The sequence below is a fragment of the Caldicellulosiruptor sp. F32 genome (genome assembly GCF_000404025.1).
Lineage (GTDB): Bacteria > Bacillota > Thermoanaerobacteria > Caldicellulosiruptorales > Caldicellulosiruptoraceae > Caldicellulosiruptor > Caldicellulosiruptor saccharolyticus.
In genome coordinates this window covers 1-14,812 of record NZ_APGP01000123.1, presented here as the reverse complement: position 1 = coordinate 14,812, position 14,812 = coordinate 1, and the positions used below count along the sequence as shown (strand labels likewise).

Annotated in this window: 14 protein-coding genes and 1 pseudogene; 5 read left to right on the top strand and 10 right to left on the bottom strand. The window is 33.8% G+C overall.

The genetic code is table 11. The features are described 5' to 3' along the window. From H964_RS11745 to H964_RS11710, 8 genes are all read right to left on the bottom strand, one after another. Window positions 1-850 (bottom strand): Rpn family recombination-promoting nuclease/putative transposase (locus H964_RS11745; RefSeq protein WP_039767870.1); only part of this gene is annotated, 850 nt, incomplete at its 3' end. A gap of 302 nt (window positions 851-1,152) precedes the next feature. After that, complete coding sequence (locus H964_RS11740) at window positions 1,153-3,243, bottom strand: methyl-accepting chemotaxis protein (RefSeq protein ID WP_039767869.1); 2,091 nt, start codon at window positions 3,241-3,243, stop codon at window positions 1,153-1,155. Between the two features lie 92 nt (window positions 3,244-3,335). Then, window positions 3,336-4,187 carry a carbohydrate ABC transporter permease gene (locus H964_RS11735; protein WP_039767867.1) on the bottom strand — a complete coding sequence of 284 codons (852 nt, stop codon included), beginning with the start codon at window positions 4,185-4,187 and terminating at the stop codon, window positions 3,336-3,338. A 9-nt stretch (window positions 4,188-4,196) separates the two neighbouring features. Further along, entirely contained in the window at window positions 4,197-5,480 is a 1,284-nt protein-coding gene (locus H964_RS11730) for a carbohydrate ABC transporter permease (RefSeq protein WP_039767866.1), read from the bottom strand. A 78-nt stretch (window positions 5,481-5,558) separates the two neighbouring features. Next, window positions 5,559-6,836 (bottom strand): ABC transporter substrate-binding protein, encoded by a 1,278-nt coding sequence (locus H964_RS11725; protein ID WP_011917990.1) that lies wholly within the window; start codon window positions 6,834-6,836, stop codon window positions 5,559-5,561. Window positions 6,837-7,145: 309 nt separating this feature from the next. Then, complete coding sequence (locus tag H964_RS11720) at window positions 7,146-8,153, bottom strand: LacI family DNA-binding transcriptional regulator (RefSeq protein WP_011917991.1); 1,008 nt, start codon at window positions 8,151-8,153, stop codon at window positions 7,146-7,148. 428 nt (window positions 8,154-8,581) lie between these two features. Next, window positions 8,582-8,704: a hypothetical protein gene (locus tag H964_RS13290; RefSeq protein ID WP_266166052.1), complete on the bottom strand. Its 123-nt coding sequence runs from the start codon at window positions 8,702-8,704 to the stop codon at window positions 8,582-8,584. After that, a complete protein-coding gene (locus H964_RS11710) occupies window positions 8,701-9,009 on the bottom strand; it encodes an AbrB family transcriptional regulator (RefSeq protein WP_011917993.1) in 309 nt (102 codons plus the stop codon). The genes H964_RS13290 and H964_RS11710 overlap by 4 nt, the downstream gene beginning before the upstream one ends. Before the next feature lie 193 nt (window positions 9,010-9,202). On the opposite strand from H964_RS11710, the gene H964_RS11705 reads away from it, so the two are divergent. The 3 genes from H964_RS11705 to H964_RS11690 all read left to right on the top strand — a co-directional run bounded on the left by H964_RS11705 (window position 9,203) and on the right by H964_RS11690 (window position 11,847). Continuing rightward, on the top strand, window positions 9,203-9,592 hold the full coding sequence (locus H964_RS11705; protein ID WP_039767864.1) for a GntR family transcriptional regulator: 390 nt from the start codon (window positions 9,203-9,205) through the stop codon (window positions 9,590-9,592). After that, complete coding sequence (locus H964_RS11700; protein ID WP_039767863.1) at window positions 9,589-10,467, top strand: ABC transporter ATP-binding protein; 879 nt, start codon at window positions 9,589-9,591, stop codon at window positions 10,465-10,467. The genes H964_RS11705 and H964_RS11700 overlap by 4 nt, the downstream gene beginning before the upstream one ends. 633 nt (window positions 10,468-11,100) lie before the next feature. Next, on the top strand, window positions 11,101-11,847 hold the full coding sequence (locus H964_RS11690; RefSeq protein ID WP_237738292.1) for a hypothetical protein: 747 nt from the start codon (window positions 11,101-11,103) through the stop codon (window positions 11,845-11,847). A gap of 522 nt (window positions 11,848-12,369) precedes the next feature. Here the strand turns inward: H964_RS11690 and H964_RS12645 are convergent. Further along, on the bottom strand, window positions 12,370-12,591 hold the full coding sequence (locus H964_RS12645) for a hypothetical protein (RefSeq protein ID WP_187147304.1): 222 nt from the start codon (window positions 12,589-12,591) through the stop codon (window positions 12,370-12,372). A gap of 123 nt (window positions 12,592-12,714) precedes the next feature. On the opposite strand from H964_RS12645, the gene H964_RS11680 reads away from it, so the two are divergent. Both H964_RS11680 and H964_RS11675 read left to right on the top strand, forming a co-directional pair. Continuing rightward, entirely contained in the window at window positions 12,715-13,440 is a 726-nt protein-coding gene (locus H964_RS11680) for an ABC transporter ATP-binding protein (protein ID WP_011917999.1), read from the top strand. Further along, window positions 13,437-14,648 carry an ABC transporter permease gene (locus H964_RS11675; RefSeq protein ID WP_039767858.1) on the top strand — a complete coding sequence of 404 codons (1,212 nt, stop codon included), beginning with the start codon at window positions 13,437-13,439 and terminating at the stop codon, window positions 14,646-14,648. The genes H964_RS11680 and H964_RS11675 overlap by 4 nt, the downstream gene beginning before the upstream one ends. Before the next feature lie 63 nt (window positions 14,649-14,711). Here the strand turns inward: H964_RS11675 and H964_RS13605 are convergent. Continuing rightward, a pseudogene (locus H964_RS13605) lies at window positions 14,712-14,812 on the bottom strand (beta-methylgalactoside transporter); the annotation flags it as partial.

Here is a 14,812-nt window from a genome sequence, read left to right as displayed (position 1 = left end):
CCTTTATACCTTCCTTTATACCTTCCTGTATACCTTCCTCATAGCCCTTTTCTTTGCCTTTTTCCTCTGCTTCTCTGTAATACTCCTGTATCAGCTGCTGAACATTGAATATAAACTCTCCCACATCTTCCACCCCCTCAGCTTCTATCTTCTTTAGCAGTTCATCTATCTTGCTTTCAATCTCCTCTCTCACCTGCGGTTTTACTATCCTCAAAAGCCATGAACAAAACACTTTTACCTGCACCTGTGGTAACTTACAAACATATTCTGACACTTCACTGAGCTTCTCTACAAACTCCTCTGCATTCCTTCTTGACTTTTCTAAATACAAAATAATACTTAAAAGGTCTAACCTGCTTCTTAGCTTTTCATCATCAAGCCCGTTTACATCAACCAAAATATAGTTAAACATATCATCCTTGAATATATCAAAACCTTTAAATATCTGGGTCGGTATATTCCACCCGCTTCTACCATTGTACAGCACTATCGGAACAATCGGCGGTAATAACTCGTCTCCTTTCTCTTCCATGTGCCTTTTCCATATAAGAGTCATATACTCAAATAACCTTCTTGGCATATTCCTGTCCGCAGTAGATTGCGGTTCTATTAACACATAAAAGTATATGTCCGTATCTTCTAATCTCGCTCTATATATCACATCTGCTTCTTTTTCCACAAACTCGTCCTTGATAAAACTCCTGTCAACAAACTCTAAACTCTCAGCATCTATCCTGTTTACCCATTCTCTATTTATATTGCTCCTTAAAAAGTTTAAAAATACTTCCTTGAATTGAAATAATCTCTTGAATGTTAAATCATACTGGTTATGCGGTACTTTCTGCTGCATCTACTTCATCCTTATAATTAATTTTTCCCCAGCTATAGCTTTTTCTTCTGTCTAAAATTATACCATAATGAAAAAGAGCATACAAGCTACATCTCACTATTATTACTTAACCTCACAAAGCTGTTTGTAAACATCTTACTATCTACAGCTTTATATCTGCGCCTATCATAAAACTATGTACTTATGTTTACATACAAAAACAAAAACTAAAGGCGCTTTGTGTAACTGCTACACCAAAGCGTCTTTGGATTAGATTGCAGTTTTTGGTATTTAAATATATATTCCAAAAAATGTTAAAAGGTTTATTCTACTTTAAATACTGATATTGCCTTATTCAGCTCTTCAGACAAATTTCTAAGAGAATATATCATATTCTGTAACTCCTCTACAGAAGCAAGTTGTTGTTCAGTTGCAGCAGAAACTTCCTCTGATAAAGCCGCAGTTTCTTCTGAAACAGCAGAAATGTTTTCAACACTGTTGAAAATTTTATCCTTTTTTGAATCTATAACTCTTAAAGTCTCAATTGCCCTTTGCAGACCATCAAGCAAGTCAGAAATAACATTTTTCATTTCTGTAAAAGAAATCTCAACACTTCTTATCGAATCTTCCTGCAGTTTTATTATATTTTCAACGTCGTCCACAACTTTTTCAGAAAATTTTGCTTTTGATAAAATATTTTTGACAATCTCTTCAACATCTTTTGTCGCGTCTTTAGACTGTTGAGCAAGTTTTCTTATTTCACTTGCAACAACAGCAAAACCTTTTCCACTTTCGCCTGCTTTAGCAGCTTCAAGTGTAGCATTTAACGCTAAAAGTCTTGTTTGTTCAGATATACTCGAAAGCAGATTCATAACTTTGTTTATCTTCTCTACCCATCCAATTAGCTCTCTTACACGCAAAATCATATCTTTTGTGGTCTTCTGTGAGTTACCTGCAACCTGTCTCAATACTTCTATTGCAGAATAACCTCTATCAGTTTTAACCAAAACTTCTTCTGAAACCTTGTTCATTCTATTAAAATCTTCAACCATATTAATCACGTCTTTTGTAAATCCACTCATAGCTTGTGAAATCAATGTAGCTTCGTTAGCCTGTGAAGAAGCACCTTCAGCAATTTCTGAAATTGCTTTTGCCACTTCATTCGAAGCAGCAGTTGTTTCTGAGGCAATAGTTGCTATAGTAGAGATGGTCTTATTTACCTGTTCAGAAAGCTGCTTAACCTTACCGACTAATTCTCTAAGCTGGCTTACCATTTTGTTAAAGCCATCTGATAGAATACCAATTTCGTCATTTAATGATACATGAGAGAATGCTGTCAAATTCCCTCCTGATGCCTTATTCATTTGTTCTAATACAACTTTCACACTTTTTGTAATTTTCAATGTGCCAAAAAAGCTTCCTCCAATAACAAATACACCAAATATCAAACTAATCAAAATGATAACCAGTTGCAGCTTAAATATCTTAGATGTTATGTCATTTTTAGGTATTAATGAAGCATATATAAATCCACTATCTGAGCTTTTCGAATAACTTACTATCCATACATCAGATAAATTTGTTTCAAAAATATCTGCATCCTTTTTATCTGCCTTTTCTGAAATTGTAGTTTTAATAACATTTATTTTGGATTTTATTGCAGTAGATAAATTTTTTGAAGTAATTATTTTACTGTCTAGTGTAATAACAAAAGATATGCCATTTTTAGTTATTTTGATATTTGAGAGCATTTCGTCAAATACATCTTTACCGATGTCTATTACAATCAATCCTATTTTATTTCCAGTTGAAGGATCATATAATACCCTCACTACGGATATTGAATAATCTCTTACATCTGAACCAACTTCTTTAAGAACATCATTAAAATACTGATTATGATCAGCGCACCATATAAAACCCTGGTCACTTTCAAAAGCCATCTTAACCCAGTTGCTTTTAAACAAATTATTAAAATCAATGTTATCAAAGCTGATAGTAGGATAGCCCAAAGAAGATTCTTTATTTATGAGAATATAAACACTTGAAATGAATTTATTTGATGAAACAATACTCAACAGCGCTTTTTGGGCTTCTTTTTTCCACTCAAGTTTTTCATAGTCATCATTACTTGTTTTTTGAACGTTTATGTATTTTTTTAAAGTTTCATTTGTAGCAAGCTGAAATGACAAGTCTTTTGCACGTTCTAATATTTGGTCAAAATATTTGCCCGATTGGAATGTTGAAGTTGAAATACTGTCTTCTATGTTTTGCCTTAACATAGATGTAGAAAAAGTAACTGTAAATATGTCTATTAACAAAACCAAAATTAAAACAACTAAAAACAGAAGAATAGCTATCTTCCCTGGCAAAGTTGACGCTAAACTTTTTGCTTTTTTCACAATCGCCTTCATGCCACACCTCCTATTGTTAAAAATTAGGCTATCTAAAAGGAAAATAGGCAAGTTTATTTATATTCTAAACTCCTTTTAGATAGCCATAAAAATCACTCTTTTACAGCCCCTGCTGTAAGACCAGATACAATTCTTTGCTGGAATACAAATACCATTAGTACAAGAGGAATCATAACTACAATTGCAGCAGCCGAAATCTCATCCCAAGGAATTGTGAACCTTCCCTGGAACATGACAATTCCTACTGAGACTGTTCTCCAAACGTCATCAGTGTTTATGACCAAAGCAAATAAAAATTCATTCCATACAGAAATAAATATAAGTATAGCTGCTGTAAAAATGCCAGGTGCTATAAGAGGCGTAATTATTTTATAGAAAATCTGAAATGTATTGCATCCATCAATTTTTGCTGCTTCGTCAATTTCATGAGAGACACCTTGGTAAAATGTTGTCAGATACCAAATAGCAAGTGGCAGCGAAAACGTGGTGTATGGAATCAAAAGCCCAAAAAAGCTGTTTCTAAGCCCCAAGTTTTTTACCATAATGTAAATAGGAGATACAATTGTAATTTGTGGAAACATTGAAACAGCCAATGAAAGACTCAAAACAAGGTTTTTTATCTTAGGTGAGATATTTGTTTTTGCAATTGCATATGCTGCAAAGCTGGCAATCACAATTGATATAATTGTTGTCTCAAGGCCGATTACAAAGCTGTTTAAAATATATCTTGCAAATGGTCTTTCAGTAAAAACCATTCTGTAATTTCCAAAATGGGGTTTTAAAGTTATCAAAGATGAAATATTAAATATTTCACTTTTTGGTCTTATTGATGTAAGAAGTAGCCAGTAAAAAGGAAACAAAATTACAATCAGTGCCAGCACAATTATTATGTTCATAACAATCTTTGCAATCTTTTCGCCTGTTAATTTCTTCTTGTTTTTCATTTTATCCCATCACCTCTTTTGATGTGAGAATACCTCAGCGCCAAGGATTTTTATATAGATAAAGCTTATGATTGTCACCATTATAAAAATCAAAACTGCCAAAGTCGAACCTCTTCCAAAGTCAAGCTGGTTGAATAGTGTTTTGTAAGTGTAGATAGAAACTGTCTCTGTTGAGTTTGCAGGACCGCCGCCTGTCAAAACATATATGAGGTCAAATACTCTAAATGCATCCAGGGTTCTAAAAAGCAGAGCAACAAGTATGGTTGGTTTTAACATTGGCAAAGTAATCCTGAAAAACTGGTAAACTGCATTTGCACCATCCACTTTTGCGGCTTCATACAGCGACTCCGGAATTGTCTGAAGTCCTGCAACAAGCAAAATTGCAATATAGGGTGTTGTTTTCCAGATATCGGCTGTCATTGCAGCTATCATTGCGTTTGTGGTACTTGATAAAAGGTCTGCCGGACTTCTGATAAGTCCAATGTCTGCAAAAAACTTTGACATAATACCAACCTGACCATCATACATAAATTTCCACATCAAAGCCGATATAACAGTAGGAATTGCCCAAGGCATAAGAACAATGCTTTTGAAAACATTTTTCAGGCTTGTTACTTTGTGCATAACAACAGCAAGCATAAGACCAAATACAAGTTCAAAAAATACTGTTACAACTGTAAACAAAAGTGTATTTTTTATGGCTGACAAAAGCCTTGAATCCTTTAGATAGTAGCTATAGTTCTGAAGACCAACAAAGTTTGGTTTTACAATAACCTGGTCAAGCGCCAAAAGTGCCTGTTTTAAATCATTGGTTTCTTGTGTGTTCGGCAATGAATTTGCAAGTGATATGAGTTTTTTCACATACTCATTGTATTGATTTATCTCTTTTCTCGAAACAGATAAATATTTGAGCTTTATATCAACTGGCTGAAAGTTGTTCAAAAGGTCATTTACTTTGTTAAGCTGCGACATCTTTTCATTGGTATTGAATATGCTCTTTTCCAGCTCAGGCAGTAAAGATTTTATTCTATCTACTATCTTTTTCTGTTTGCTATCCAAACTTTGGCTGCTTACACTGTCAAGTATTGATGATGCTGTAAAGACTGTATTTGCATAGTTCTCAACATCTATCTTATACGAAAGAGAAACCTCGCTTTTTGTTGGATTGTTGAGTTGAATGTCAAATAAGCTGAAGACAAAAACCTGCACAAGAGGAATTACTGCAACAAAGATGAATATCAAAACTGCAGGAAGCAAAAATAAATACCCAAATAGTTTTTCCTTTCTGTCCATCTTTCCCCTCCCCTTTAAACTTTATTGGCAGGCTTAAAAAGAATTTAAGCCTGCCAATTTCTCTATTGAGATTGTCTTTTACTTTTGAGTCTTTACAAGCTCTTTTAATTTCTTGTCCAAATCAAGGACAGCTGTTTTTACATCCTTCTTGCCATTTACAATGTTGGAAAACTCAATTTGCATTGCATCTGAAAGCTTTGGATAAATTGGTGAAACAGGTCTTGGAACAGCAGCTAAAATAGCTTCTATGAACTTCTTGTCGCCAATAAGTGGATTTGCTTTTATAACATCTTTGTCGTTAAAAAGTGGCTTGTAAACGGGAACATTTCCGTTGTAAATGGCCATAAGTTTTTGTCCTTCTCTTTGCACAAGGAACTTCAAAAGTCTCCATGAAGCTTCAGGATTCTTTGTGTATTTGTTAATACCAACCATCCAGCCACCAAGCGCTGCAGCTGAACCCTTTGAACCTTTTGGAAGTGGCAGAATGCCAACTTTGCCTTTTACTTTTGATTGTGGACTATTTACCATAGCCCACATGTATGGCCAGTTTCTTGCAAAAACTGCAAGACCGTTTATGAAAGCTGTATGTGTCTCAATCTCTGTAAATGTGTTGATGTTTGGTGGAACAATACCAGATGTTATAACCTTTCTCATCATGTTAAGTCCATCAATTGTTCCTTTGTTATTAACTACAATATTTCCACTCTCATCAACAACTCTGCCGCCATATGAAGCAATATACTCTATCGCATCACAAACAAGACCCTCATATTGTTTTGCTTGCATCAAAAATCCATATTTTGTACCCTTTTTACCCTTGTACTTTTTAGCAACTTTAATCAAATCATCCCATGTCTTTGGAAGTTCATTTTGAGGAACAATGTCTTTTCTGTAATAAAGAAGTCCTGCATCAATAAATCTTGGAAATGCCCACATCTGACCTTTGAATCTTGCAGCATCAATTGTCCCTTTGATGTAGTCATTAAGATTAATCTTGTCGCGCTTTATAAACCTGTCAAGTGGAAGTGTGTAACCTGCTTGAGCAAACTCAGCTGGCCAGATAACATCCATGTCAAATACATCAATGTCAGAACCACCGGCACTCATTACTGTCACAAGCTGGTCATGGTTTTGGCCTGTGTCAGATGGGTTTTCTTTGTAGATTACCTTGATGTCTGGGTTTTTCTTCATAAACTCTTTGATAATCTTTTCTGTTGCGTGAGTTTCGTCCTTGCCACGTACATAGGTGATTGTGACTTGCTTTTTAGAAGCGGCATTAGTATCAGCAGGGCCAAAAGCTAAAAACAAGCTTACACTCAGAGCAATTAAAGTAATTACCGCAATAAGCCTTTTCATAAAAATACAACCTCCTTTTTGTAAGTTTTTGTGATATAATTTTAAATAGGGGTTTTATATCATCCCACACACAACAGTGTGGGACAATACCATTTTTATGGCTCGGCTCTTTTTGAAGTGGAAAAAGAGCCGAGCATTTTGTTTTGTCGGGTGGGATACTCTCCTAAGATTTTATGTCTTTGCGTTGGCAATTTATGTAATATTTTTAGTTTTTAGTTGTTTTTCTATGAAATCTTAGTAATCGTTTACGCTAAATAAAATATACTACGTTTTGTTTAACTTGTCAATATGTTTTTAAAAAAAACTTTATCAATTTGTGAAGTTTGTATTCTTTGTAGACTCTCTCGGAATGATTGAAGTATCCAAGATATATTTACCTTTGCTAACAACTCCTCCTTTCAGAATATCTATCAAAAGCCTTGCAGCAAGCTTCCCCATTTCATAACGTGGTTGATGGACTGTGGTAATTTTAGGTGTAACCATTGAAGCAAGTTCTATATCATCAAACCCCATAATCCCAAGTTCATCTGGAATTGAAATCCCAAGTTCTTTTGCCGCATCACACGCTCCAATTGCCATCTCATCATTCGAACAGAAAATGGCATCTGGGGGCTCTGGCATAGTCAACAGTTCTTTTGCAAGCTTATATCCACTTTCATATTTATAATCACCATATTTTATATATTTCTCGTTGGCTCCAAGTCCAAGATTTTCAAGCGCCATTTTATAGCCTTTGAGTCTATCTTGCGAAAGAAGTGCTCCAATCTTGCCAGTAATTTTAGCTATTTTTCTATATCCACACTTGTATAAAAACATAGTCGCATCATAAGCTGCTTTGAAGTTGTCAATGCACACTGTCACAAGTTCATCTGAAAAATAATCAGAAATGACTACCATTTTAAACTGCTTTGATAGTTCAACAATTCTCTGTGGTTCGCTGAGGCTTCCTGTAAGAAGTATCCCATCTGCTATTTGACCCTTCATCATTTTATAATACTCTTCTTCTATTTTTTGGGAATCTGAAAAATTGCCAAGAATTATATTATAACCATTTTCTCTTGCCTCGACTTCAATCCCTTTTATTAGCTTATTGAAAAAGTAGTTCTCTATATCAGGTATCATAACCAAGATATTTTTTGTCTGCTTACTTCTCAATTTCCTTGCTGTCTGGTTCGGAGTATATCCTAAGCTGTCTACCAGTTTTAATATCTCTTCCCTTTTTTCCTGACTCACACCTTCCTTTCCACTTAGTGCTCTTGAAATTGTTGCAACAGAATAGCCTGTTAGTTTTGCTATGTCTTTGATTGTATACTTCATATTTCATCCCAGCCCTTCTTTTTATCAGTAATCGTTTTCGTATTTATTTTAAAATATATCAGGTTACTTTAGCGAAATCAATACATATTTTGTATAAAATAAGCTAAAATTTGTTGAACAAATATAATAAAAAAACCACCGGCAATTTACTCCCTTGTGTGCAATACTGTCTTGGGGCTAATTTCTTTTTGTATTTTTATAGGACACATATAACAACTCTAATCTGTATTCAAAATTTCTACATTAAGCTTTGAAAATGCTTTTTATCAAAAGTAAATATTCTATTGTTTCCTGATTTTGCTATGTGATGAAAAAGATATGCAGCAATGAAATCAACGTTGCTCTCTTTGTAACTTTTGAGCGCAAAAAGAACAATATCCGCTTCTTCCGCTTCAATGCCATCAGAACATATACAGGCACTCAGAATATCATACAACCTCTGTAATTGTAATTGCTGCAACAAACAGTTTTAACTTTCCCTGTTCGGCTTTAAGTATAATCTTCTGAGCTTTTTGAAAAAACTCCTCGTGGTCATGCAATACATATCTCAAAAATTACATTCGCATCGAATCATACTTTTTCCATCATGTTGTGTCTCCCTTGCTCTCTTTCTTACCCAGATTTCTTTTGTTGCATTAGTTTCATGGTCCAAATCTATAAATGCGATTGATGATTTTAGAGAACCTCCAAGCTCTGATAGTTTTCGTTTTTTTATCACTTCAATTACAACTTTGCCGTTGTCTAGAACAGTGAAAAGTACACTGTCTCCTATCTTCTCCCCACCAATAATTTTCCTTATCTCAGCGGGCAATTCTACTTGCCCTCTTCCAATAATCTTTGACGTTGCATGTATCATACAAAATACCTTCTATATTAATCGCTCTAAGTTTATCGTAACCCATGAAATTAAAATTTAAATGAATGAATTTATCGTTCATTAAGCGGTGTGCGAATGGGAAAAGCCCAACAACGACTTGAAATAATATTGACAAACCAATTAAAACTGTATATACTGTATATATACAGTATGCAAAAGGGGAAAGAAAAATGTGCTAAAGCTTGTGATTTCGCAAATGTCAAACCAGCCCATATATGAACAAATCAAAAATCAAATAAAGAAGCAGATAATAGAAGGAAGTCTTAAGGCAGGAGATGGTCTTCCATCAATCAGGGTTTTGGCAAAAGAGCTGAATGTAAGTGTTATCACCACAAAAAGAGCATATGAAGAGCTTGAAAAAGAAGGGTTTATTGTCACAGTGCCGGCAAGAGGAACGTTTGTTGCTGGGATTGATAGAGAAAAGATTTCTACTTTGGGCCTTCAAGAAATTGAAAATGATTTAAAAGCTATTGTTCAGAAAGCAAAAATACTTGGAGTTGACCTAAAAAAGCTTTTAGAAACAATTGAAAGATTGTATAAAGGAGAGGAAGGTCAAAGATGATTGCCTTGAAAGTAGAAGACCTTACAAAATCGTACAAAAACTTTAGGCTTGAAATTCCAGAACTTACCTTAGAAAACGGCTACATCATGGGGCTTTTGGGAAAAAACGGCGCTGGAAAAACCACTTTGATAAAGTGTATACTTGACCTTGCAAAAAAGGAAAGTGGAGAGGTTTTCATATTCGAAAAGCCTTTTAATTGTGATGAAATTGAGATAAAACAAAGGCTTGGAGTTGTATTAGAAACTCCAATTTTGCCGGGTCAGTTAAAACCGAAAGATGTAAAAGAGATAATGAAGTCATTTTACAAAAACTGGGATGATAGGCTTTACAACAAGCTCTGTGACCTTTTTGAAATTGACCAGAATAAAAAAATAATTCACCTCTCAAAAGGAACTGTGATGAAACTGTCTATTGCTCTAGCTTTAGCTATAAGACCTGACTTTTTGATTTTAGATGAACCAACATCTGGGCTTGACCCTGTTGCAAGGAATCAGTTTGTTGAGATTCTGCAGAGTTTTGTTCAGTCTGAAGAAAAAGCTGTATTTTACTCAACTCACATAGTCTCTGATATTGAGAATGTTGCAGACTTTGTGACAATCATTGATAATGGCAAAATCATCTTTTCTTCATCGCGTGAAAGCATTGAAGAGGATTATTGTATAGTAAAAGGACCTGCTTCAGAGAGTAACAAAATCCCACAAAGTATAGTTTTATCTTGTAAAAAAGGTTCATTTTTGTTTGAAGCTCTTTGCAAAAAGAAAGAGATTGAAAAGTTTATTGAGCCAGGCTTTGTTGTTGAAAAACCATCAATTGAAAAGTTCTATGTAATGCTTGTGAGAAGGGATGAAAAGGATGAAGTATTGGAAGTTCTATAGGAAAAGTATATATACATCAGTTTTGTATTTCTTTCTATACATTATTATTCTTTGGATAGTTGGTAGCCTATTAAATCCACCAGCATCTGCTACTATATTCTGGGAAGAATATTTATCTTACTTTTTTGTAGCTATTTTTCTTACATTTACCATGTTAAATAACCCTTTTACGTCAAATAGTTTTTCGTATGAAACTTTGAGTTTGCTCTTGCCTATTAAAAAATGGCAAATTATAATTAGTCGATTTTTAAAAAGACGGATTTTTGTTGCTAATATTTCAATTTATTAGTCTGATTGGATATTTATTTATAGTTAATATTGATTCTTCTTACCTTATACATGAGTTTAACAGCAAACTTTTGTCATATATATTTACGGAATTTGTTATGATAACAGTTCTTCAGCCTGTTTTTATTGCATTTAGAAAATCAATCCCAAAAAACTTGTATACCATACTCCTTATATTTTGTTTTTACTTCGGAGTACCTTTTATTTTTTCTGAACCTTTGCAAATTCTGTATCATAAAATTAAAATTTTTGAATCAATATGCATACTGACAGCTGTTTCGCTTGCATATATTGCTGTATTGATGGTTATTTCATTTATTATTTCATACAGAATTCTTTCAAACAGTGATTTTTAAAATAAATCCTAAAGGAGCGAGGTTAAAAATGCTTGTTTACTTTAAATTATTCAAAAAGAATAAGATTATTCCATGTATTGTTTTTCTTATTCTTCTTTTGTTTATTGCCCTGCTTATTAATAAAACAGGTAAAATTGATACTTTTATATTTTTTGCAACTATTTATAGCATGTTCATTTTAGTAATGCTGCTTACAATAAAATCAAGTTTTTTTGCTCAAAATACAAAACTCCGTGAAATGTATGGCAGTATATCTTATGCTTCTCTGCTCTTTTTACTGCCTATTAAAAGAAATAAGATTGTTGCTTTGGAGCTTATTTCAGATGTTATTCTAATCTTGATATATATTCTCTTTCTTAACATCGGAATGTTAATCTTAAAAGTGTTTAATTTAACCCACTCATACATTTTCATTTTATCTTTCTTCTGGATTTTCTCTATTGTACTTGTATGGTATTCTATCTGTACTATCCTATATTCACTGCTCTACTTTATTAAAAATTCAAATTTCCAAACAATTTATAACACTATTGTAAACTTTATAATAATATTAGCTGCTTACATACCTTTCTGGTTTGGTCTTCGTCTTTCAGAAATTCATAAAAGAGAGGAAAAATTTATTACAAATTTATATACAAACCATAAAAGTGCTTTAATAGTCTTATTTGTATCAATAATACTGTTTTTAATTTCATTCATTGTAAACAAAGCTGCAATTTACAGGCGAGAAATCTAAACTGCTTTTTATAAATTTACAGCGGAAAAGTTATGTATAACGTGAGGTGAAATAAATGCATAAATTTATGCCTCATCCCAGTGAGATTAAAATGCATCTTTTAATTATCGGATTTTTTACAGTCCTCTGGTTTTGTTTAAATTTCTTTCTGTTAAATGATAATAGCAATAATTTTGATAGAAATGCATATTCTGCATTTGTAATTGCATTCTCTCTTCTTATTCCGCAAGTTTTTGTAGTTTCTAAAATAGCTTTATTTTTTGATAAGAGTCCTGTAAAATCTAATTATATATTGGATTCTGTTTTAAAATTTTACTTTTTGTTGCCTGTAAAAAGAAAAACAATTGCTTTTTGGATATTTACCAATGATATTATTTTTTCATTCTTATACTGCTCTGCCTTTTTTATCTCAAGTTTGTTTGCAATTTTTAGCAAACCAAATAGGGTCGAACTTAATATATTTTTGTTTTTCGTTTCACCACTTGCCACTAACTTGTTATCTATTTCATTGTTTTTATTACTTTATTCTTTTCCGCATTTTGTTAAAAACAAAATGTTAAAATCATTATCTGAATTGTTGTATGGACTGTTACCTTTCTTTCTCTTGATTATTCTTATAATAGTATTAGCTTTAGCAGAAACTGCAACAGCATCAAACGACAATTTAATAGCATCTATTGTGAATCTGTACAAAAATAGTCTCTGGTCACTAACATATTTGCTGATTTCGATAATTTTGCTCATCAGTTCATACATCGCTGTTTTTGCTTCATTCTACAGACAGGAGGGGTGATATACAAAAATAGGTGCTTTAACAATTATAAATAGTGCCTATCAAAAATATGTAAAAAGGAGGCTACTTTGTGTATGATTCAACTCATTGAACTTACCAAAGACTTTGGAAAAGTCAGGGCGGTTGACAGGCTATCTTTTACCATCAACAAGGGCGAAATCTTTGGGCTCCTTGGTGAAAACGGAGCTGGAAAGACAACAACTTTAAGGATGCTTGCAACAATGATAAAACCCACACATGGCACTGCTATAATTGACGGACTTGACATCACAAAAGAGCCTGAAAAGGTAAGGCGCAAGATAGGAATTCTCTTTGGGAGTGAAAGCGGGCTATATAGCAGGCTCACCGCAAGAGAGAACATCGAATACTTTGCTACTTTGCACGACATGAAAAAAGATGAAATTAAAAAGCGGATTGATGAGCTTGTAGAAAGGTTTCAGATGCAAGAGTTTATCGACAAGCCTGCTGGTAAATTCTCAAAAGGTATGAAACAAAAGGTGTGTTTTGTGCGTTCTATCATCCATGACCCTGATGTAATGCTTTTTGATGAGCCAACAAACTCTTTGGACGTCACAAGTGCAAAAGAGGTGCATGACTTTATCAGGCTTTGCAAACAAGAAGGAAGGACTATAATCTTTTCAAGCCACACAATGAGTGAGGTCGAAAAGCTTTGTGACAGGGTTGCAATAATACACAAAGGAAAGCTTGTTGCAATTGGCACAATTGATGAGATAAAGCAAAGATTTTCTGGAGCAAGCTTTGAAGATGTATTTATTAGATTGGTAGGTGATAACAGATGAGAATAAATATGAAGCATGTGTGGATTGTATTTAAAAAAGAATTAAAGGATGCTTTTAGAGACAGACGCGCTCTTTTTATGAACTTCATCCTGCCCATACTTACAACACCCCTTATGCTTCTTGTGATAATCTATGCAACTAAGTCTGCATATGAGGTTAAACCTGAAAAAACAAAGATTTGTATCATGGGTGAGCAATATGCAAAACAACTTGTTGACTTAATCAAAAACTCTCAGTTTGACATTGTTCAATCTTCAAATCCAAAGAAGGATTTGCAAGATGGAAAAATTAAGGCAGTGATTGAAATTCCACAAAATTTTTCTGACCATCTTTCAAAAGAAAAGCAGGTTAATATAAAGATTTTAGTTGATGGGTCTGATTCAAAATCATCAAATGTTGGTTTAATATTGAGCGAAATCATAACTGACTACGCAAAAAACATAACAAAACAGAGGCTTTTGTCCAAAAATATCAACCCTGAAATTATTGAGCCTATTGTCATTACAAAAGAAAACGTTGCACCACCCCGCAAAATGGCGTTGTTTTTGCTGGCAATACTTGTCCCTATGTTTGTAGTGCTCAATACCTCACTTGGTGGCATTAATGTTGCTATTGACATAACAGCTGGTGAAAAGGAAAGGGGAACTCTTGAGCCACTTTTAACAACTGCTGCATCACGCATCTCACTTGTAACAGGCAAATACATATCAGTTTCAATCATGGCAATAATAAGCGGAGTTACCTCACTAATAGGGCTTGGACTTACATTTTGGTTTTTGCCGTTGGCCTTTGGAGAAAATGCAACAAAAGAATTGGGAGATATAGCAGCCCTTGCCCTTCCTGCATCTATTTACTTTGTAATGTTTATTGTTGTGGTGTTGACAGCTATAATTTTCAGTGCAGTTGAAGTTGCCATTGCCTCATATGCAAGGTCGTTCAAAGAGGCTCAAACTTATCTTACACCTATTACCTTTTTGGTGCTAATCCTCGCTTACTTCACAATGTATAAAACACCAAATGACTTGGTAGGTTCTTACTTTATCATACCGCTTATCAATTCACTTGCAATATTTAAAGAGCTAATATATGGAATCATAAATATTCAGCACTTGTTATTATTCATAGTTTCTTCAACCGTATATCTTATTGCCTCTATAATATTTGCTTCAAAGATGTTTGAGAATGAAAAGGTGCTGTTTAGAAGCTGAAAATAAACAAAATGGGCCTGTGCTAAAGCCTAAAAGCACAAGCCCATTTTCTTTTTTACATTTTTATCTCTTTGCTAAATACTTTCTTATATCAAGTGCAACTGCAACAACTATTATAAGACCTTTTATAATCAGCTGCCAGTAAGGATCAACACCAATAAATG

Excerpts from the sequence above, each read along its gene's own strand:
- H964_RS11720 (WP_011917991.1), bottom strand. The coding sequence starts at position 8,153 with ATGAAGTATACAATCAAAGACATAGCAAAACTAACAGGCTATTCTGTT.
- H964_RS11725 (WP_011917990.1), bottom strand. The coding sequence starts at position 6,836 with ATGAAAAGGCTTATTGCGGTAATTACTTTAATTGCTCTGAGTGTAAGC.
- H964_RS11675 (WP_039767858.1), top strand. The coding sequence starts at position 13,437 with ATGAGAATAAATATGAAGCATGTGTGGATTGTATTTAAAAAAGAATTA.
- H964_RS11710 (WP_011917993.1), bottom strand. The coding sequence starts at position 9,009 with ATGATACATGCAACGTCAAAGATTATTGGAAGAGGGCAAGTAGAATTG.
- H964_RS11735 (WP_039767867.1), bottom strand. The coding sequence starts at position 4,187 with ATGAAAAACAAGAAGAAATTAACAGGCGAAAAGATTGCAAAGATTGTT.
- H964_RS11730 (WP_039767866.1), bottom strand. The coding sequence starts at position 5,480 with ATGGACAGAAAGGAAAAACTATTTGGGTATTTATTTTTGCTTCCTGCA.
- H964_RS12645 (WP_187147304.1), bottom strand. The coding sequence starts at position 12,591 with ATGAGCAAAATTATCGAAATCAGCAAATATGTTAGTGACCAGAGACTA.
- H964_RS11740 (WP_039767869.1), bottom strand. The coding sequence starts at position 3,243 with ATGAAGGCGATTGTGAAAAAAGCAAAAAGTTTAGCGTCAACTTTGCCA.
- H964_RS11700 (WP_039767863.1), top strand. The coding sequence starts at position 9,589 with ATGATTGCCTTGAAAGTAGAAGACCTTACAAAATCGTACAAAAACTTT.
- H964_RS11680 (WP_011917999.1), top strand. The coding sequence starts at position 12,715 with ATGATTCAACTCATTGAACTTACCAAAGACTTTGGAAAAGTCAGGGCG.